Raw genomic sequence first — 20,090 nt, 5'->3', positions numbered from 1 at the left:
CGGTCAGACGCTGGGGCGTGGTTCGAAGAATGTCTTCCCCGTGAATCCATCACGGTGTTCGACTATTGCGGTGAAGATCTCACCACCCTGCTGCAGGTCGAGCACCCGGGACGACGGCGGCGGAGTGACACTGCCGTCCGAGAGCCACGCCAGGGCGGTCTCGAAGTCGCCGGGGGTGAACGTGTTCGCACCGCGCACAGTGATCTCGCGGCGCACCACATCGAACCAGGGAATCGACACCTCGTCGACGGCGAGCCCCACAGAGACCACGGTGCCCCCGTTGCGGGTGCACCCCACAGCGCCGCCGCGGGTGGCCGGCACGCCGACCACGTCGAAGACGGTGTCGAAGGCGGCGGCCGGAACGTCGTCGATCGCTCTGACGAACACCGCGGCGCCCGCCTCGACCGCGGCGTGCCTCCGCGACTCGTCGGGATCGACCACGGTGATCGACGATGCTCCTTCGAGGCGCAGGGCATGAACGATCCACAGCCCGATCGAGCCGCTCCCGATCACGAGGCACTCTCCCAGCGGCGCGATCGATGCGGCACGCGCCACGTCGTGCCGGGCCTGGGCGAGCGGTTCGCACGAGGCGGCGGTCTGCCACGACATCGAATCGGGCACCGGATGCACGTGGTCTGCCGGCGCCGTCACGAACTGGGCGAAGGCACCGGGGCGATGCACTCCGATGATCTGGATGTTCTCGCACGCGCTCGGCCGATCGTCGAGGCAGGGGCGGCAGTGGCCGCACGACAGCACGGGGTTGACGGTGACGCGTGTGCCGGGCGTCGGTCCGGCATCTGGAGCCGAGACGACGGTGCCGGCGAACTCGTGGCCGCGCACACTCCCCGGGCGGGCGATTCCCATCAGGCCCTTGTGGGCGGTCAGGTCGGATCCGCAGATGCCCACGAGTGCCACTTCGATGACCACGTCGTCGTCGCCGGGGACGGGGACGTCGATCGAGTCGAGCTCGTGGAGGTAGGGGCCGCGCCAGACGAGTGCTTGCATCCCTCAGGTCTACGCGATCGTGTCGACGATCTCCAATACCTGTCTGCTCGCAGTGATCACCGCTGGTACACAGACGCGAGGTGGTAACGAATGGTTCTCAGTCCACCGAGAAGGCCTATCAGGAATGACTGGTTCTGCACCGCCCGGCCGGGCTACCGTCGGGACGACCCACCTTCGCAACGAACAACGGAGTCCTCATGACCGATCTAGCATCCCGCACTCAGACGGGCATCCTCGACAACCCCAGCCCGGCCGATGTCATCGACGCGGTCGCCGGGCTCCACGACCTCGTCGACTCCTACGGTTCTCAGAACGATGTGCAGGGACGGATCGCCGAACCTGTCATCGAGGCGCTCTATGCCAGCGGCGCCATCGGGGTCATCACCCCGCGAGAGCTCGGCGGGAGCGAGATGACCCCGCGCCAGGCGATGGACGTCTACCGCACCCTCTCCTACGCGGATCCGTCGACGGGCTGGGTGACCATGGCGCTCGCGATGTCGACAGGCCTCGCTGGGGCGTTCTTCGAACGCTCGGCCGCCGAGGAACTGTTCAGCACTCCCCGCCTCGGAATCGCGGGGCAGGGTACGCGAGCCGGGCGGGCGGAGCCTGTCGAGGGCGGCTACCTCGTGAGCGGGCAGTGGTCGTTCGCGTCGGGGATCAAGCACGCGACGCACCTGCACACCGCAGCCGCCGACACGAAGACGGGAGAGACCCGCTTCTTCATCGTGCCGGTCGCCGAGGTCGACTTCGTCGACAACTGGAACGTGCTCGGCCTCCGCGCGACGGGCAGCATCGACTACAGGCTCGACAACGCGTTCGTCAGGCGGGAGTTCAGCTATCCGTCGCTCAGCACCGTGCCTGTCACCGGCGGCTGGCTCTACCGGGTCGGCATCGGCAACTTCGCCAGCATCAACCACGGGGCCTGGGCGCTCGGCGTCGGGCGCCGCCTGCTCGACGAACTCGCGAAGAGCGTGCAGAACAAGACCGGGCGGGCGGGCGCCTGGGGCGACAACCCCAGCTTCCACGAGCAGTATGCCAATGCAGAACTGCGGTTGCGGTCGGCGCAGGCCCTTCTCTACGACGTGTGGGAGGAGATCGAGGGCATGCTAGCGGGCGGCGACCGGATGTCGGTACGCCTGGAGACACTCAACCGAGCGGCACTCTGCAATGCGACAGAGGCGCTCGACGAGATCGCCGGCTTCGTCTACCGCAGCGCCGGAACCGACGCGCTCCGCCAGGGCGTCATCCAGCGCCTTTACCGCGACGTGCACGGCGGAACCCAGCACATCTCCTCCTCGCCGGTCATCCTGCAGTCGGCGGGCCGTCAGCTGGCGGGGCTGGCCGAGGGTCAGAAGTGGGTGCACTTCCAGCTGATCTGAGCGGCCCACGACAGAAACAGCAGCACCAGCAGTCGACGAACGAAGGAGTTCACATGACCGACCACGACACCCGGGCCGAGGGCACCGCCTCCCACAACACCATGGCCGACGTGGAGAACGCGATGGCTCCCGAACAGAACGAGGCCCTCGCCCAGCTCTATTCCGACTTCGAAGCGAAGAACCTCTCACCCCTCTGGACGCAGACGAGCGAGGTGCTGACGGATGTGCCCAGATCGCGGGCTGTTCCGTTCCTCTGGCGGTGGAACGATCTGCTTCCGCTGGCCGCACGGTCGGGTGACCTGGTGCCGATCGGTCGCGGGGGCGAGCGCCGGGCGATCGCGCTCGCCAACCCGGGACTCGGTGGCCGGCCGTACGCGACGCCGACGATCTGGGCCGCCATCCAGTATCTCGGGGCGCACGAGACAGCACCCGAGCACCGCCATGCGCAGAACGCCTTCCGCTTCGTCGTCGAAGGGGAAGGGGTGTGGACGGTGGTCAACGGTGACCCGGTCGCCATGCGCCGCGGCGACTTCCTGCTCACTCCGGGCTGGAACTTCCACGGGCACCACAACGAGAGCGACCAACCGATGGCCTGGATCGACGGCCTCGACGTGCCCCTCGCCGAGCATCTCGACGTGGGTTTCTTCGAGTTCGGCACCGAGCGCGTCACTGACTACTCGACCCCGTCGGTCTCCCGGGCGGAGCGGCTCTGGGCCAACCCGGGCCTCCGGCCGCTCTCGGGGCTCGATTCGCAGGTCAATTCTCCGATCGCCGCCTACCGCTGGGAGTACACCGACCGCGCGCTGACCGCACAACTCGAACTCGAGGCCGAGGGGTTCCCTGCGACGGTCGAGCAGGGGCACGCCGGCGTGCGGTTCACCAATCCCACCAACGGCGGCGATGTGATGTCGACCCTGCGCGCCGAGTTCCACAGGCTGCGCGCGGGCACGATGACGCCGCCCCGCAGGGAGGTCGGCTCGTCTGTCTGGCAGGTCTTCGAGGGCCGGGGCGAGATCGTCGTCGGGGAGCACACCTGGACGCTCGACACCGGCGATCTGGTGGTCGTGCCCTCGTGGGTGCAGTGGGAGATCCACGCCGAAACCGAGCTCGACCTGTTCCGTTTCTCTGACGCCCCGGTGATTGAGCGGCTGAACTTCGAGCGCACCTACATTGCCGGCCGCGAACGATGACCGTTCTCACCGACCGCGCGACCGATCCGGCCGTTCTGGATGATCTGCGTGACGTGAGGCTCGGCCAGGCGTTCTTCAGCCGTGCTCTCAACGAGCTGCGGAACGACGAACTCGCTGAGCCGTCGCGTCTGGCGGGCTGGTCGCGCGCGCACGTCGCGGCGCACGTCGGATACAACGCGCGGGCGATCACTCGGCTCGTCGAGTGGGCCGAGACGGGGGTCGAGACGCCCATGTACTCCTCCGCGTCTGAACGCACGGCCGAGATCGAGATGGGGGCGACACTCTCACCGCGGGCGCTCCGACACCTCTCCGACCACGCCGCGGTGTCGCTCGACGTCGCCTGGCGCGACCTGCCGCCGGATCGCTGGACAGCCCGCGTCAGAACGGCCCTCGGCCGAGACGTTCCGGTGTCGGAGACCGTGTGGATGCGCACGAGAGAGGTGTGGCTGCACGCGGTCGACCTCGGGGCCGGCCACGACCGCCTCGGCGCTCGGGTGGACGACATCCCCGGCCGCGTGGCCGTGCGGCTGATCGGCGACGTGCTGTCACTCTGGGTCGCGCGAGGGGAGCAGCGGGTGCGGCTCGAGTGTGTCGACACCGAGGAGGCCTTCGGCGAGGCGGGGGGGCTGGTGCTGTGCGGGCGGCGGGCAGCGCTGCTGGCCTGGGCGACCGGGCGGTCGTCAGCCGGCGTGCTGACCGGAGACGGGGCCCTGCCACCAACCGCTCCCGCCTGGATCTGAGAACGCCGCCCCGAGCAACGATTTCCGCGCCGACTACTGTTCGAGCATCCGCCGCCCTGCTGGGAGGATGGAGGCGACGGAAGGCAGGCGACATGGAACGTATCGACGTTGTCGAACTGAGCATCACCGAGATGATCGAGGCGCTGGGCTCGGGGGCCGTGACGAGCGTCGAACTCGTCTGCGCCTACCTCAATCGCATCGCCTACTACGACCGCACGGGGCTCTGCCTGCATGCGATCGCGGTGCTCGACCAGACCTGCCTCGAGCAGGCGGCCGCGTCCGACGCTCGCCGCGCGGCCGGCCAGCCGGTGGGCGCGCTGGAGGGCATCCCGTTCACGGTGAAGGACAGCTACAAGGTGAAGGGCCTCACCGTGGCATCCGGGAGCCCGGCCCTGGCGGAGCTGGTGGCGACCGACGACGCGGCATCCGTGGCCCAACTGCGTGCCGCCGGGGCGGTACTGCTCGGCAAGACGAACATGCCGCCGATGGCTGCCGGCGGTATGCAGCCGGGGGTCTACGACTACGCGCGGAGCCCGTACCACCCGCAGTTCCTGACGGCGGCCTATGGATCGGGTTCGTCGAATGGATCGGGTACCGCGACGGCCGCGAGCATGTGCGCCTTCGGCATGGCCGAGGAGACGGTGTCGTCGGGGCGCGCGCCGGCGTCGAACAACAGCCTCGTGGCGTACACGCCGTCGCGCGGGGTGCTGTCGATCCGCGGCAACTGGCCGCTCCGACCGACCTGTGACGTCGTCGTGCCGCACACCCGCACGGTGGCCGACCTGCTGGTGTTGCTCGACGTGCTCGCCGTCGACGACCCCGATCGCACGGGCGACTTCTGGCGGCAGCAGAGTGCGGTCGCGCTGCCGACGCCGGAGTCGGTTCTGCCGCATCCGGTGTCACGGCCCCGCCCTCAGCGGCTCGATGGGCTGCGGATCGGCGTGCCGCGCCTCTATATAGGAGAGGACTCCGCACCGCTCGACCCGCCGGTCATCCGCCCGAGCGTGCGGGCCCTCTGGGATCGCGCCGCGGCAGACCTCGAGGCGCTGGGCGCCGAGGTGGTGGAGGTCGACTTTCCTGTGGTGTCGAACTACGAGGAGGATCGCCCGCAAGCGGTGGGGCTCGCCGACCGGGGCCTGGTGCCGCCGAACTGGCGGGCGCTCGAGGGCGGCCCCATCACGGCGATGGCGCTCGATGCATTCCTGCGAGACAACGACGACCCGAACCTGAACAGCTGGGCTGACGTCGACGGCGACACCGTGTTCCCGCTCGCGGATGCGCCGGTTCCGGTCTGGATCACCCGGGCGCGCGGCGGTTTCGACTGGCAGCGCCTCGCCGAACTGGTGAAGCAGGGCCTGCTGGCGAGCTTCGACGAGGTACCGGGCCTCGCGCACCTGCTGCGGGGGCTCGAGGAGGCCCGACGGGTCGATTTCGAAGAGTGGATGCTCGCCGAGCGGCTCGACCTCGTGGTCTTCCCTGCGGCGGGAGACGTGGGGCGGGTCGACCTGTTCACCCGTCCGGAGAGTCTCGAAGCGGCATCGCGGAATGGCGTGGTGTACTCGAACGGCAACCGCGTGCTGCGGCATCTCGGCATCCCCACGGTGACCGTGCCCATGGGGTTCATGGGCGACATCCAGATGCCCGTCGGCCTCACTTTCGCGGGGGCCGCGTACAGCGACGACCGGCTGCTCGACTACGCCTCGGCGTACGAGCGGGCGACGCTGCGGCGGCAGCCGGCGTTCCTGACGCCGACGTTGCCGAGCAACCAGGTCGACGTGGATGTCGCGGCTGCCGGAGTGGCGGCTGACGGTTCCCCGGGGTTGGGCGCCGACGCCTCCGCGGCCATGGCGTCGACGCTGTCGATCGTCTCGGTCGAGGCGCGCGGCCGGTCGTGGGAGGTCGAGGTACGGGTCGGCGACGGAGCGGGCCCGGCCCGGGCATCCACCACCCGCGTGTGGGCCGACGGGCACATCCTGCGGGCCGTTCCCGGGGAACCGGGCCTCTACCGGGGGAGGGTGTCGCTGTCGCGGGCCCGGTTGGCCGACGAGCTGATGGTGCTCGTGCAGACGGGGAGGTCTTCGGCGTCGCTGGTCTTCGCGCCCCTGTCGCCGGCGGCGCCGCCGCTGAACTGAGCGAATGTCGGAAGCCTTCGCTACGATCGGTGCCATGACCGAGATGCGACACGCGGCTGACAGCCACGACCTGATCCGCGTGTTCGGCGCGCGCGAGAACAACCTCAAAGACGTGTCCGTCGAGATCCCGAAGCGCAGGCTGACGGTGTTCACCGGGGTCTCCGGATCGGGTAAGAGTTCGTTGGTGTTCGGCACGATCGCCGCCGAGTCGCAGCGCCTCATCAACGAGACGTATCCTGCGTTCGTGCAGTCGTTCATGTCGAGCCTCGGGCGGCCCGACGTCGACGGGCTGACGGGGCTCTCGGCGGCGATCATCGTCGACCAGGAACGCATGGGGGCGAACTCGCGCTCGACCGTCGGAACGGCGACCGACGCGAACGCGATGCTGCGCATCCTGTACAGCAAGGTCGCTGAGCCGCACCTGGGGCCGTCGTTCCACTACGGGTTCAACAGCGCGGAGGGCATGTGCCCGCGTTGCGAGGGGCTCGGCGAGGTGAACGACATCGACATCGACGAGCTGGTGGATCGGGCGCTCTCGCTGGCTGAGGGTGCGATCAAGGTTCCGGGGTACACGCCCGACGGGTGGTACGTGCGCATCTTCTCCGAGTCGGGGTTCGTCGACGGGGCGAAGAAGATCATCGACTTCACAGCGAAGGAGCTCGACGACTTTCTGTACCGACCGGCCGAGAAGGTGCGGATCGGCAACAACAACATGACCTACGAGGGTCTCGTGCCGAAGGTGCAGCGGTCGATGCTGTCGAAAGACAGGGACTCGGTGCAGCCGCACATCCGGGCGTTCATCGACAGGGCAGTGACGTTCACGACCTGCCCCGAATGCCGGGGCACCCGCCTGAAACAGGAGGTGCTCGCGTCGAAGATCGACGGCCGGAGCATCGCGGACTGCACGGCCATGCAGATCAGCGACCTGGCGGAGTTCGTCCGCGGCATCGGGGGAGCATCCGTCGCCCCCGTGATCGAGACGCTCAGCCAGACCCTCGACTCGTTCGTCGAGATCGGGCTCGGCTACCTGAGCCTCGACCGCACCTCCGGATCCCTGTCGGGCGGTGAGGCGCAGCGGGTCAAGATGGTGCGGCACCTGGGGTCGAGCCTCACCGATGTCACGTACGTGTTCGACGAGCCGACGGTGGGGCTCCACCCGCACGACATCCAGCGGATGAACGGGCTGCTGCTGCGCCTCCGCGACAAGGGAAACACGGTGCTGGTCGTCGAACACAAGCCCGAGACGATCAGGATCGCCGACCACGTGGTCGACCTGGGGCCGCGGGCCGGCACGAACGGCGGCGAGATCTGCTTCACGGGCACGGTCGAGGAGCTCGAGGCATCGGACACTCTGACCGGGCGGCACCTCGGCGACCGCACCCGGCTGAAACCGTCCGTGCGCACCTCGCGCGCGGCCCTCGAGATCCGCGGGGCGACGCGGCACAATCTCAGGGATGTCGACGTGGATGTGCCGCTCGGCGTTCTGACGGTCGTGACGGGTGTGGCGGGTTCGGGCAAGAGCTCGCTCATCCACGGGTCGATCCCGCGCGGGGCGTATGTGGTGTCGGTCGACCAGGCACCGATTCGTGGATCGCGGCGCAGCAATCCGGCCACATACACGGGGCTGCTCGACCCGATCCGCACGGCGTTCGCGAAGGTGAACGGGGTGAAGCCGGCACTGTTCAGCGCGAACTCGACCGGGGCCTGCCCGAACTGCAACGGCGCGGGAGTCATCTACACGGACCTCGCGATGATGGCCGGCGTAGCCACGGTCTGCGAGGAGTGCGGGGGAGCCCGGTTCCAGGCGCAGGTGCTGGAGTACCGGCTGGGCGGAGCGAACATCGCGGAGGTGCTGGCGATGTCGGTGGCTGAGGCGGAGGCGTTCTTCGGGGGAGCGGGCGCTGGTGCAGGTGCTGGTGCAGGTGCCGGTGCCGGTGCTGGTGCCGGTGCGCCGGGAGGCGCGGGCGCCGGTGATGGAGATAGGGATAGTGCCGGTGCGCAGGGCGGCGCGGGCGCGGCCGACGCGGGGAGGGCCGGGGCGGGTACCGCGGCGAAGGCGGCACATGCGATCCTCCGGCGGATGAACGAGGTGGGGCTCGGCTACCTGAGCCTCGGGCAACCCCTCACCACGCTCTCGGGCGGGGAACGGCAGCGGCTGAAGCTGGCCATCCACATGGCGGAGAAGGGCGGGATCTACGTGCTCGACGAGCCGACCTCTGGCTTGCACCTCGCCGACGTCGAGCAGCTGCTGGGGCTGCTCGACCGTCTCGTCGAATCGGGCAAGTCGGTGATCGTGATCGAGCACCACCAGGCCGTCATGGCTCATGCCGACTGGATCATCGACATCGGCCCGGGCGCGGGGCACGACGGCGGGCTCGTCGTGTTCGAAGGCACGCCCGCCGAACTGGTCGTGGCGAAATCGACGCTGACGGGCATCCACCTCGCCGACTATGTGGCCGACCCACCCGCTGGGGCAGGTCTGCCTGCCGGCGCCGGTCTGGGTGGTTGAGTCGACATGATGCGCGACGAAGACGAGCTCGAGCTCGAGCGGGCTATCGCGCGTGGGTACGCGGAACGCGACCGGGAGAACATGGCCCCGACGATCGCGTACTTCCGTGGGCTGCTGCAGCAGCATCCGGGTGACGCGCGCCGGCTCTACGAAGTGGGCGGCGCGCACGACACGGCCGGCGAGGAGCAGATCGCGCGCGGCTACTACGAGGAGGCGCTCGCCGCCGGGTTGGCGGGCGATGTGCTGCGGCGTTGCCTGCTGCAGTACGGCAGCACCCTGCGGAACCTCGGCCTCTTCGATGAATCCGTCGACACGCTCGAGCGCGCGCGACGAGAGTTTCCCGACTCGGACTCCGTGCGGCTCTTCCACGCTCTGTCGTTGCACGCCGCCTCCCGGAGCGACGCGGCCGTCGCCGAACTCCTGCGGCTCGCCGCGGACCGGATCGCGACACCCGACGTCGAGCGCTACGAAGCTGCACTCCGCGGCAACGCTGCCTACCTCGCCGGCCTCGACGAGGAGCGCCACTCCGGCGACGTTCACAGCTGACGGCCTCTCTCCGACGGATTGCGGTCGGCGTGCCGTCGTCGCAACTCCACGGTGCGTCTGCGGTACTGGGTGCAGGCCAGGCATGTGCAGGCCCAAACGAAATCATGGGGGCCTTCAACGGCGAGAGCGCGGGGTAGGTGGCCGTACCCGAGATAGTCCTGGAAGCTGTAGAGGGGAATGCTGGAGATGTAGCCCTCCGGGTCGTAGATCACGTGGCCGAGCAATTCGTAGTCCTCGAGCTGGGGGCAAGCCATCAGATCCCTGCCTATCTCGGACAGCCTTCCCTCTTCGGGCTGGACCGTTGCCGTCGCAGAGGCCAGCGCGAAGTACGCGACCTCCTGCACATCGTCGTGGAGAGCCTCGGAGATCTTCTCGACATGGTCGACGAGCCGGCCCGACATTCTGTCGGTCACGGGTCTCAGAAAACACAGGCGCAGGTCTTCATCCATCGCCATGATCCACAGCCCCTTTCGTGTCTCTGTTCCCTCGCGGAAGACCCCGGAGAAGAGTTGGTGGATGTCGTAGCCCGCTTCGATGATCATTCTGCGAATGTAGACGTCTGGGAGGGACACGGACCGGTCCGAGACTCAGTCTGTGGACAACTCCCGAAACGGATGACTGTGGACGGGAGGAGGAGCCGGCTTCCTCTCCGGGCCGATAGAGTCTGATCATCGACTCTGGGGGAACGATGAGCTGCTCGACGAGTGTGCCTTCGGGCTGTGTATTCGTGTGCGAGCGCGAACGTGAGGTTTCCGGAACCTCTCGATGCTGACCTGGATCGTCGGAGGGGTCGTCACGCTGCTGTTGCTGCTCTTCGCGCTGGCGGGTGGTCTCGGCGGATTCCTCATCATGCTGGGCCTCGTCGCGTTCCTGACCGGGCTCTACGTCGTGCTGACGAAGCGGCGCAGTTGGGCGCGGCTCCCCGCATCGCGACCGATCGCGGCGGGAGTGGTCGCGGCCTCGCTCGTGCTGTTCGGTGTCGGGGCGGGAGTCGCCACCCCCGTGCATCCGACGCCGGCGGCTGCAGAGGTCGGGACGAGTCAGTCCGCCGCGACGCCCAGCACGAGCAACTCGCCGACTGCACCTGCCACACCGGCGGCGACAACGGCTGCGGATGACGACCTCGATCCGCAGACGGTCACGGCCCCACCGGAGGGGTCGAGCGTCGTGGCCCAAAACACGAGTGTGACCACCGGGACGGCGATCGCCGTGCTGGGGACGCTGGCTGTGAAGGGTCGCGCCCCGAAGACGGGCTACCAGCGCACCGCCCAGTTCGGTGAGGCCTGGCTCGACGTCGACCGGAACGGGTGCGACACGCGAAACGACATTCTGGCGCGCGACCTGACAGGTGTTTCGCTGTCGGGGCCGTGCAAGGTGCTCACTGGTGTGCTTGCCGACCGTTACACCGGTACCACCATCGACTTTCTGCGTGGCAACACGACGTCGACGCTCGTGCAGATCGACCACGTGGTGGCGCTCTCGGACGCCTGGCAGACGGGCGCCCAGCAGCTGACCCAGGCGCAGCGCGTCACACTGGCGAACGATCCGCTCAACCTCTGGGCGACAGACGGCGCGACGAACCAGCAGAAGAGCGACGGTGACGCGGCGACCTGGTTGCCGCCGGCGAAAGGGTTCCGCTGCGAATATGCGGCGCGGCAGATCTCGGTCAAGGCGACCTACGGGCTGTGGGTGACGCCGGCGGAGCACGACGCGCTTGCGGGCATCCTCGGAGCGTGTCCCGATGAGCCGGCGGTGTCGTCGGGCTTCACGCCCCTCGCTGCCGCGTCGGCGGTGCCCGCGCCAGCGCCCGCCGCGCCGGCGCCTGCGGTGTCCGTGCCGGCGGCACCCGAGCCCGAGCCGGTGGCCCCGGAACCTGTCGCGCCGCAGCCCGCGCCCCCGGCCGACGTCAGCTACCGCAACTGCGACGCTGTGCGGGCGGCCGGGGCTGCGCCGCTGCACCGCGGTGAGCCGGGTTACAGTTCGAAACTCGACCGCGACGGCGACGGGATCGCCTGCGAGGGTTGATCCGCCCTCACGCCCGATGTCGTTTCGTGCCGGTCATGGATCAGCGCGTCTCCACAAAGTCACTGAGCTGCTGCGTGACTGCTCCCCAGCCGTCGTAGAAGCCGAATTCCTCGTGCATCGCGCGCACCTCCGCGGTGGGGTGCATGGCTCTCGCGGTGTAGAGGGTGCCCTCCGGATGATCGACGAACGTGAATTCGGCGGTGATGAACGGTTGCGCGGCCGGCCGGAAACCCCCGACCAGGCACGTCGTGAACACGATCTGCTCACCTTCGTCGACCGCCAGGAAGCATGCGGCGAGGTGGGGGACGAAGCCGCCGCCGTCCGCGTCGACGTCGTCGCCGCCGCCGCCGCCGCCCGCGCTCATCTCCGTCACGAACGAGCCGCCCGGCCGCGGCTCCCACTCCACCACCCGGCACCGCGCCGGCGTCGGGATCCACCACTGCTCGAAGCTCCGCGGATCCACCCAGGCCTCCCAGACGGCGCTCCGCGGGGCCTTGATCACGCGGGCGATGGTCAGGTCGAGCTCTGGATCGATGGGTGTCTGCACAGCTCCCATTCTGCTCTTCATCCCGGGCCGCTCACGAGACCGCCGTCAAATGATGTATGCTCATTTCACATTGCGATGCTATTTATATCGATTACGATATAAGCACGAGAAGAGGACGATCATGGGAGCTTCCACCCTGCTGAGGGCCGCACGTCGTAGTAGCGGTCTAGGCCAGAGCGAACTTGCTGCGCGGGCAGGCACCAGCCAACCCGACGTTTCCCTTGTCGAACAGGGTCGGCGCAATCCCACTGTTGAGACTTTCGAGAGGCTCCTCGGAGGAGTGGGGCACAAGATCTTTTCGTACCCCACCAGCAGCTCCGATGCTGTCGAGATTGCATCGCTCATCGCATTCGCCGTAGAAGAGGCCAACGAAGAGAAGGCTTTCCGCCGCTTCCTTGACTACTCGGACGGTCTTGCAGCGGCAGACGGTGTGGAGCGCATCATCCTGACAGCAGCCGAACCGGCGGACACCGGATCGCCGCTCTGGGATGCAGCGCTCGCGTCCGTGGCGTCCTATTGGCTCGATGACCAAGGTCTTCCGAAGCCGGCTTGGCTCAGCGATCGTTCTCGCGCGCTCCATCAACCTCAATCTTTGGGAGTGAGCGTCTACGACCTGGAACCTGATGTCGCGTTCGTGCCGAGCCAGTTCCTGACGCGCAATGTTCTTGTCGAGCGCAGTACGCTGGCGAGCGTCTGATGCCGGGCATGTTGGAGCGGGAGGACATCATCGATGGTCTTCACGAACTCATTGCGCGTTCCCGGGCGGCGGGCATCCGGGGCGCAGAGATCAAGATCATCGGGGGTGCCGCTCTCCGGCTCCTGTACTTCGACCGCCCGTCCACGGTCGACATCGATGCATTCATCGAGCCGCACGCTGAGATCGAGGCGGTGTCATTGGCGATTGCTGAGAAACGCCATTGGAATGCCGATTGGCTGAACGACAAGGCACGCCAGTTCATCCCCTCGTGGGGTCAGGACGTGGAATGGCGTCTCATCCACCAAGACGGCCACATCTCTGTCTGGGTGGCTCCTGTCGATGCGCTTCTCGCCATGAAGCTGAACGCACTGGGAGGGCGCGCGGGCCGGGATGCCTCCGACGTCGCCAAACTCCTCAGGCTGAATGGAATCGAGACAGTCGAGGCTGCGGAAGAACTCTTTGAACGGTTCTATCCGGGAGACGCGTTCAGTGCTCGAACTGTTGCGGCGCTCGAGCGGATGTATCGGATCGGGCTACCGGGGCATCCTGTCACTCCGCCGGTGCCCGTTCTCTGAACGGCGGCGCGCGGTATCGAGCAGGGTGCGGAGCGGGCGCGTCGGGCGCATGCGGTAGCTTCGAGGGCATCCCCATTCGACCGACAACGCTTGCCCCGCGGGCACGGAAAAGGACGCCATGGCCCAGGTTCTGATCGACTTCGAGTTCTCGCCCGTGGTCTCGTTCGCGGGCGCGCACAATGGGCAGCCGATCATCCAGAGCCTGAGTGTGCGGGCGGTGCCCGGGCAGAGCAGAGCGGGCGTGACGGTCGAGGTCGTGCTGGCCGGCGTGAACGGGCCGCTCTCCCGCCCGTGGGTGCAGAGCGTGCACGAGCTGGGCGAGCGGGGGATGACCTGGTCTCCGGTGAAGCTCACTCTCGACGCTGCGGCGCTCTACGCGCTCGACGACCAGCAGGTGGGCGCGTTCGAGGTGCGGGTGCTGCAGGGCGAGACGGTGCTGGCCGACGAACGCCACGAGGTCAGGGTTCTGGCCGCGGACTCGTGGGTGCTGACCACCCCGATCGACGAGGCGGCGCTCACGCTTGCGGCGTTTGCGCTGCCGAATCATCCTGCCCTGCGGCCGGTGCTCGACGACGCCGTGGCGAGGCTCACGGGGAGCGGGCACGCCGGCGTTCTGTCGGGCTACCAGGACGCGGCGCACGTCACGCCGATGGTCGAGGCGATCTACGAGGCGGTGCGGGGTCTCGGCATCACCTACGTCGATCCGCCTGCCGCGTGGGACCTGCAGCACAACCCCGATGCGGCAGGCCAGCGGGTGCGCACCCCGGGAGCCGTGCTCGGGGAGCGTGCGGGAACCTGCCTAGACACGACCATGCTCTTCGCGAGCCTGCTCGAGAACGTGGGGCTGCGGCCGGTCGTCGTGCTGCTGCCGGGTCACGCGCTCGTGGGCTACTGGGCGAGCGAGGAACGGCAGGTGCTGGCGGGGGCCGTGTTCCCCGTCGAGAGCGCGATGAACTCCGTCGACAGCGGTGCCCTCGTGCTGTTCGAGACGACGATGGTGACGAGTTCCCCAGGCAACGGGTCGTTCGCGGCCGCGCAGGTGGAGGGCCGCGAGCGGGTGGTGCGATCGGGTGTGCTGGGTGCTCCGGATGCAGCGGGGTCGCCGTCTGGCGGAAGGGAACCCGGTGCCGCTGGGCCAAGTGCCACCGCGCCCGGTGCTGCCGCGCCCGGTGCTGCCGCGCCCGGTGCCGCCGGGGTTCCGGATGCCCGTGCCGGCATCGCCGCGGCATCCGCAGCCTCGCGGTTCGTCGACATCGCCCGCGCCCGCATCGTCGACGGCGTGCTTCCACTGCCCGCCCGTGTCGTGCACCCCGACGGCTCGGTGGAGATCGTCGAGTACAGACCTCAGGAGCTTTCGATCGGCCTGCTCCAGGCCGCCCTGGCCGCCCAGGGTGCGCGAGCAGGCCGGGCCGCCCGCGCCGAGGAGCCGCCGCCCCGCGTGCGGCAGTGGAAGAACTCGCTCCTCGACCTGAGCCTCCGCAATCCGCTGATCAACCACCGCAACTCCAGCGCCTCGTCGTCGTCGGTGAACCTGATGGTGCCGGCGGGAACGCTCGGCACGATCGAAGACCTGCTGCAGGCCGGCAACGAACTGCGGCTCGCCGCCAACACGACCGACCGTCCGCTGAACGCGCGGCGGGAACCGGATGCCGAACTGAACGCCTCGCTCGAAGCCCAGTTGACGGCGGAGCGCCGGGTGCTGGTGGATGCCCTGCCCGACGCGTTCCTCGCCCGCCTCCGGCGCATCAACAGTGCCGCGCGGGCCGTCCGCGACGAAACAGGAACGAACAGCCTGTACCTCGGCATGGGTTCTCTCGTCTGGACGCCCACCGGCAAGGCGGAGGTGCGCTCGCCGCTGATCCTGGTACCGGTGACGGTGAAGGCGGCGAACCGCAACGGCATCTTCTCGCTGGTGATCGACGACACGAACGCAGTGACCCCGAACTACTCGCTCGCCGAGAAACTCCGCCAGGACGCGGGTTTCGTGCTGCCGAAGCTGATCGATCCGGGTGTCGACGAGTCCGGGGTCGACATCGACGGCCTGCTCGCCTACGTGCGGGCGGAGATCACGGCGGCGGGGCTCGAGGGCTTCCGGGTCGACGAGTCGTGCACGCTCGGCTTCTTCGATTTCAGCACGTACCGGCTGTGGCGCGACCTGAGCGACAACTGGCCGGCCTTCGTCGAGAAACCGCTGGTCAGGCACCTGGTCTTCACGCCGCAGCTGCAGTTCGACGATCCCGCGCTGGTGGGGGTGGATGTCGCGGCGGAGCGTGCGCCCGCCGCCCCGGGTGGGGCTGCGACATCCGGAGCCGTCGACACCGCCGCCGTCGACACCGCTGGCCTCGACACCGCTGCCCTCGACGACCTGGCCGCCGAGCTGCCGGTCGCCTCCGACGGATCGCAGGTGGTCGCCGTGCAGAAGGCCATGGCCGGCCAGACCTTCGTGCTGCAGGGCCCGCCCGGAACCGGCAAGTCGCAGACCATCACGAACCTGCTCGCCCGGGCGCTGCAGCAGGGCAAACGGGTGCTGTTCATCGCCGAGAAGCCGCCGGCGCTGAATGTGGTGAAGGAGCGACTCGACGCGGTCGGTCTCGGCCCGTTCTGCCTCAACCTGCACGACAGGGGGCTGCGGCCGGCTGCCGTGCGCCAGCAGCTGAGCCTCGTGATGGACTCGATCGTCACCGCCGACCACCCTGCCTACGAGACGGCGCGCGCAGACCTCGCCCGCACGCTGCCCACCCTGCAGGGCTACCCCGAACACCTGCACGTGCGAGGGGCCTTCGGCGAGTCGGCCTACTCTGCCCGCGACCGGATGCTCGCCCTTCCGCCGGGCGCGGTGCTGCCGGTTCCCGCAGCCTTCCTGTCGTCGGCCGATGCCTCAGTGAGCGCGACCGTGCTCGCGGCACTCCGCGAGGCGAGCGAGTTCGGACGGGTCGCCGGCGCTGCGGGCAGCTCACCGTGGTCGCTGGCGACGGTGGCGGCCTCCGCTCTGACGGGCGGGATGACGGAGCAGTTGGCGTCGACGGTCGATGCGCTGGCCCGATCGGATGCTGCGCTCCGCAGCTCTGCGGCCGGCGCACAGTATCTTGCCGAGGCGGCGAGTTTCGGCGAACTGGTCTCTGCAGCATCACTCGCCCAGCCCGGGATGCCTGCGCTCACGGTGGTCGACGCGGCATCCACCACCGAGCAGGTGCGTGACAGGCTCGCACTGGCAGGAGCGCTCGCGGGCCTGGCCACGGACTACCCGCCGACGATCGGTCCGCGCGCTCTGGGGGCGGATGTCGCGCGCCTCCGCGCCGACGCCGAAGCCGCTCTGTCGAGCTTCTTCCTCGGGCGGAAGAAGAGGGTCACGGCCCAGGTGGCCGCGGTGACGGCGTTCCTCACCGACGGCTCGGCCGTGACGGGAGAGCAGTTGCTCGGGACGATCGACCTGCTCGGTCGGGTGCAGGCGGATGTCGCGCGGGTGAGGGCCGCGGCGGGTGCGGTCGTCGGGGTCGATGTGGGGGCGGGCGCCGGTGCTGGGGTCGTCTCGGGCGCGACGAATTCGGGCACCGCGTCGACCTCGGGCACCGCGTCGACCACGGGCACTGCGTCGACCTCGGGCGTCGGTGGTGGCTGGAATCCGCTCGAGGCCGGGGCACGGGCATCCGTCACCGCGCAGCTGCAGTGGACGGACTACTGGGTCTCCGTGCTGGCGGAGACGCCCGCGCCGGAACGCCGGCGGCTCCGCGCGCTTGCTGCCGCCGATCCCGGAGCGGTCGCGCACCTGGCGGCGCTCGGCGTCGCGGCACGCGAACTCGGCGGCGCGATCGGCGTGACGCCGGAGAGCGCGGCACTGTGGTCGGGCGACGGGGGCGCGGGGTTCGCCGCGCGCTGGGCGACAGGAGTCGAGGCGCTGCAGCACGACGCGGTCGAACGCGGATTCACGCAGCTGCGCCGCTGGGCGAACCTCTACGGCGCCTTCGCGCCGCTCCGCGATCACGGGCTGCTCGAGGCGCAGAACCTCGTGCTCTCGGGTGCGGTCGCGTTCGGCGACGCCGAGCAGGCGTTCGAACGCGGGGTGCTGTCGGCCGTGCTGCGGCGCCAGCTCGACGACCAGGATCTCGACATCTTCGATGGCGCGGCCTACGACCAGCAGGTCACGGCCTTCGACCGCGCAACCCACCGGGTTCGGGATGCCCTGCCCGCCGTGCTCGGATCGGAACTCATCGCCCGGCGCGGCTTCGACAGCGGCGCCGAGGTCGGAGCGATCGGCGAACTCCGCCGTGAGCTCGGCCGAACGCGCGGAGGCAAGCCGATCCGGCGACTCCTGAAGGAGCACTGGGACATCGTCTCCCGGCTCACGCCGTGCGTACTCGCGAGCCCCGACTCGGTGGTGCGGTTCCTCGACCCCGAGCTCTCCGACTTCGACCTGGTTGTGTTCGACGAAGCGTCGCAGATCCGGGTGCCACACGCGATCGGCGCTCTGGGTCGTGCCGGAGCGGCCGTGATCGTCGGCGACTCCAAGCAGATGCCGCCGACGTCGGTGGCAGAGACGTCGAGCAGCCAGGGTGACGGGAGCGATGCGGAGAACGGCGAGGGAGACGCCGACGCGGTCGTGATCGATGAGGAGAGCATCCTGTCGGAGACCGTGCAGGCCCGGGTGCCGGGGGTGCTGCTCTCCTGGCACTACCGGAGCGAGGATGAGTCGCTGATCGCCTTCTCGAACCAGCAGTACTACGACGGGCGGTTGAGTTCGTTTCCCTCGGCGACCGAGACGCTGGCCGACAAGGGGCTGTCGTTCGTGAAGGTCGAGGGTGAATTCCTGCGCCGGGGGAGAGGCCGGGCATCCGGAGCGGACGCAACCGACGCAACCGACGCAACGGGCGTCGCACCCGCGGGTCTCCGCACGAACCCCGTCGAGGCGCGGGCCATCGTCGACGAGATCGTCCGCCGGCTGCGCGACCCGGAACTGGCGAAGGCCAGCATCGGTGTCGTGACGTTCAACAAGGAGCAGCAGAAGCTCATCACGGAACTGCTCGACGCGGTCGACGACGATGAGGTGCGGGCCGCTCTCGATTCCGGCGGCGACGAACCGGTCTTCGTGCGGAACCTCGAAAGCGTGCAGGGGAGTGAGCGCGACGTCATCCTGTTCTCCATCGCGTTCGCGAAGAACGACCGTGGGGTGATGCCGCTGAACTTCGGGCCGCTGAACCAGGCGGGCGGGCAGCGTCGCCTGAACGTCGCGGTCACGCGCGCCCGGCGGCAGGTGATCGTCTTCTGCTCGTTCGAGCCCGGCGAGCTGAACGTCGACGGTTCGTCGTCGATCGGGCTCCGTCATCTGAAGAGCTACCTCGAACTCGCCCGGAACGGCACGAAGACGTCGGGCGCCGTGACGAGCCAGGTCGCTCGGCCGGCCGACCGGCACCGCGACGAGATCCTCGCCGCTCTCCGCGCCCGCGGTCTCGACGTTGTGCCTGCTGTCGGGCTCTCGGAGTTCACGGTCGACATCGCCGTGCTCGACCCGGCGGATCCCGGGCGACGGGTGCTCGGCATCCTGCTCGACGGTCCGGCCTGGCGTGCACGCCTGACGGCCGGCGACCGGGATGCCCTGCCGACCGAGCTGCTGACGAAGCGCATGGGCTGGCCGGCGATCGAGCGCGTCTGGCTGCCGACCTGGTTGCGGGACCGCGAGGCCGAGACGGAACGCCTCGTGCGCGCGGCGCAGGATGCCGCGCGTCCGCGTGCTGCGGAGACCTCGGTCGATGCTGAGGCGCTCCGCGGCGCGGCGGCCGGGATGGACACTGCGGCGCCGCACCCCGCGGAGTCGGCGGCGGATACTGCGGCCCCCCGCGCCTCGGCGGCCGCTGGAAGGGATGCGAGATCCCCCAGCGTGGAGGTCGGAACGGGTTCGTCGGCCGTGGCAGACGCCCGAGGACCGTGGTCAGACATCCCTGTCTGGCGCGCCTGGACGCCGCGCCTGATCGGCGAACCCGCCGACCTCGACCGGCTCGCCGATCCGGCGGTCGTGGCGCAGCTCGCTGCGACGGCTGCGCTGCTGATCCAGACCGAAGGCCCGGTGTCGCCGGAGCGTCTCGTCCGCCAGCTCAGCCTCGTGTTCGGCCTCCAGCGGATGGTCGCCCGCCGCACAGAGGATCTACTCGCGCTCGACCTCCCCGGCATCGTCGAGGGGGAAGAGGGCTTCCGTTACCTCGGAACGGAGGGTCCGGGCATCCATTCGCGCTGGCAGAGGTCGACCGCTGGCGCGGGACGCGTTGTCGACGACATCTCGCTCGTCGAGATCGGCAACGCGATGCAGGCGGTCGCCCGCCTCGGTTTCGGTGTAGCCCGCGATGACCTCGCGCGTGAGACCGCCGAGGCTTTCGGGTTCACCCGTCTGACGGCCGGGATCCGGCAGCGACTGGAGCGCGCGCTCGCCGTGGCGGTCGCCCGGGGTCTGCTCACCGAGCGAGCAGAGCGCCTCTACGCCGCAGAATGACCCCCACGCTGCGATTCCCTGCCGCGTCAGCCCGGGCAGGAAATCGCTTGGTTCATCGAAAGTCTCAATCGACGCATTTCGAAGAAGGCCGCGAGTTGTCAAAGAATCAGCGACGCTCTTCACCGTGCAGTGAATTACAAAAGTTTCGAGGTGAACCTCGGCGGGGTCGTACTGGCAGGGGATCTCGAGCTCACACCCGGCGACGCATGCTGCCTTAGCAAATGCCTGTCGACGTGGTGGTGAGGTGACGGTGTTCCCTGCCCCGTG

General features: G+C 69.1%; 13 protein-coding genes. 10 read left to right on the top strand and 3 right to left on the bottom strand.

Annotation, left to right across the window (positions count from 1 at the left end):
* Positions 1-3: 3 nt before the first annotated feature.
* Positions 4-1,005 carry a zinc-dependent alcohol dehydrogenase gene (locus tag FB464_RS07700; protein ID WP_116414378.1) on the bottom strand — a complete coding sequence of 334 codons (1,002 nt, stop codon included), beginning with the start codon at positions 1,003-1,005 and terminating at the stop codon, positions 4-6.
* 197 nt (positions 1,006-1,202) lie between these two features.
* On the opposite strand from FB464_RS07700, the gene FB464_RS07695 reads away from it, so the two are divergent.
* The 6 genes from FB464_RS07695 to FB464_RS07665 all read left to right on the top strand — a co-directional run bounded on the left by FB464_RS07695 (position 1,203) and on the right by FB464_RS07665 (position 9,501).
* Positions 1,203-2,384, top strand: a complete 1,182-nt coding sequence (locus FB464_RS07695; protein WP_116414379.1) for an acyl-CoA dehydrogenase family protein — start codon at positions 1,203-1,205, stop codon at positions 2,382-2,384.
* 101 nt (positions 2,385-2,485) lie between these two features.
* On the top strand, positions 2,486-3,574 hold the full coding sequence (locus FB464_RS07690; RefSeq protein ID WP_116416528.1) for a cupin domain-containing protein: 1,089 nt from the start codon (positions 2,486-2,488) through the stop codon (positions 3,572-3,574).
* Positions 3,571-4,314, top strand: coding sequence for a maleylpyruvate isomerase N-terminal domain-containing protein (locus FB464_RS07685; RefSeq protein ID WP_116414380.1), 744 nt, complete (start codon positions 3,571-3,573; stop codon positions 4,312-4,314). The genes FB464_RS07690 and FB464_RS07685 overlap by 4 nt, the downstream gene beginning before the upstream one ends.
* Positions 4,315-4,406: 92 nt before the next feature.
* The gene (locus FB464_RS07680) at positions 4,407-6,446 is read left to right on the top strand and encodes an amidase (RefSeq protein ID WP_116414381.1); all 2,040 of its coding nucleotides are present in this window, start codon (positions 4,407-4,409) and stop codon (positions 6,444-6,446) included.
* Between the two features lie 43 nt (positions 6,447-6,489).
* Complete coding sequence (locus FB464_RS07675; protein ID WP_246093171.1) at positions 6,490-8,955, top strand: ATP-binding cassette domain-containing protein; 2,466 nt, start codon at positions 6,490-6,492, stop codon at positions 8,953-8,955.
* Between the two features lie 9 nt (positions 8,956-8,964).
* On the top strand, positions 8,965-9,501 hold the full coding sequence (locus FB464_RS07665; RefSeq protein WP_211327346.1) for a tetratricopeptide repeat protein: 537 nt from the start codon (positions 8,965-8,967) through the stop codon (positions 9,499-9,501).
* On the opposite strand, the gene FB464_RS07660 is transcribed toward FB464_RS07665, so the two are convergent.
* Positions 9,492-10,043: a hypothetical protein gene (locus FB464_RS07660; RefSeq protein ID WP_142206650.1), complete on the bottom strand. Its 552-nt coding sequence runs from the start codon at positions 10,041-10,043 to the stop codon at positions 9,492-9,494. The genes FB464_RS07665 and FB464_RS07660 overlap by 10 nt on opposite strands.
* Positions 10,044-10,266: 223 nt before the next feature.
* Between FB464_RS07660 and FB464_RS07655 the strand changes: the two genes are divergently transcribed.
* Positions 10,267-11,526, top strand: coding sequence for a GmrSD restriction endonuclease domain-containing protein (locus FB464_RS07655; protein ID WP_170151889.1), 1,260 nt, complete (start codon positions 10,267-10,269; stop codon positions 11,524-11,526).
* A 40-nt stretch (positions 11,527-11,566) separates the two neighbouring features.
* On the opposite strand, the gene FB464_RS07650 is transcribed toward FB464_RS07655, so the two are convergent.
* Positions 11,567-12,073, bottom strand: coding sequence for an SRPBCC domain-containing protein (locus FB464_RS07650; RefSeq protein ID WP_246092966.1), 507 nt, complete (start codon positions 12,071-12,073; stop codon positions 11,567-11,569).
* 121 nt (positions 12,074-12,194) lie between these two features.
* Between FB464_RS07650 and FB464_RS07645 the strand changes: the two genes are divergently transcribed.
* The 3 genes from FB464_RS07645 to FB464_RS07635 all read left to right on the top strand — a co-directional run bounded on the left by FB464_RS07645 (position 12,195) and on the right by FB464_RS07635 (position 19,823).
* Positions 12,195-12,770 (top strand): helix-turn-helix domain-containing protein, encoded by a 576-nt coding sequence (locus tag FB464_RS07645; RefSeq protein WP_170151890.1) that lies wholly within the window; start codon positions 12,195-12,197, stop codon positions 12,768-12,770.
* Positions 12,770-13,345, top strand: a complete 576-nt coding sequence (locus FB464_RS07640; RefSeq protein ID WP_116414385.1) for a hypothetical protein — start codon at positions 12,770-12,772, stop codon at positions 13,343-13,345. Before FB464_RS07645 ends, FB464_RS07640 begins: the two co-directional genes overlap by 1 nt.
* 118 nt (positions 13,346-13,463) lie before the next feature.
* Positions 13,464-19,823 carry a DUF4011 domain-containing protein gene (locus FB464_RS07635; RefSeq protein WP_116414386.1) on the top strand — a complete coding sequence of 2,120 codons (6,360 nt, stop codon included), beginning with the start codon at positions 13,464-13,466 and terminating at the stop codon, positions 19,821-19,823.
* The last annotated feature ends 267 nt before the right edge of the window (positions 19,824-20,090 follow it).

The sequence above is a fragment of the Subtercola boreus genome, assembly GCF_006716115.1.
Taxonomy (GTDB): domain Bacteria; phylum Actinomycetota; class Actinomycetes; order Actinomycetales; family Microbacteriaceae; genus Subtercola; species Subtercola boreus.
This window is presented reverse-complemented; position numbering and strand designations above follow the sequence as displayed.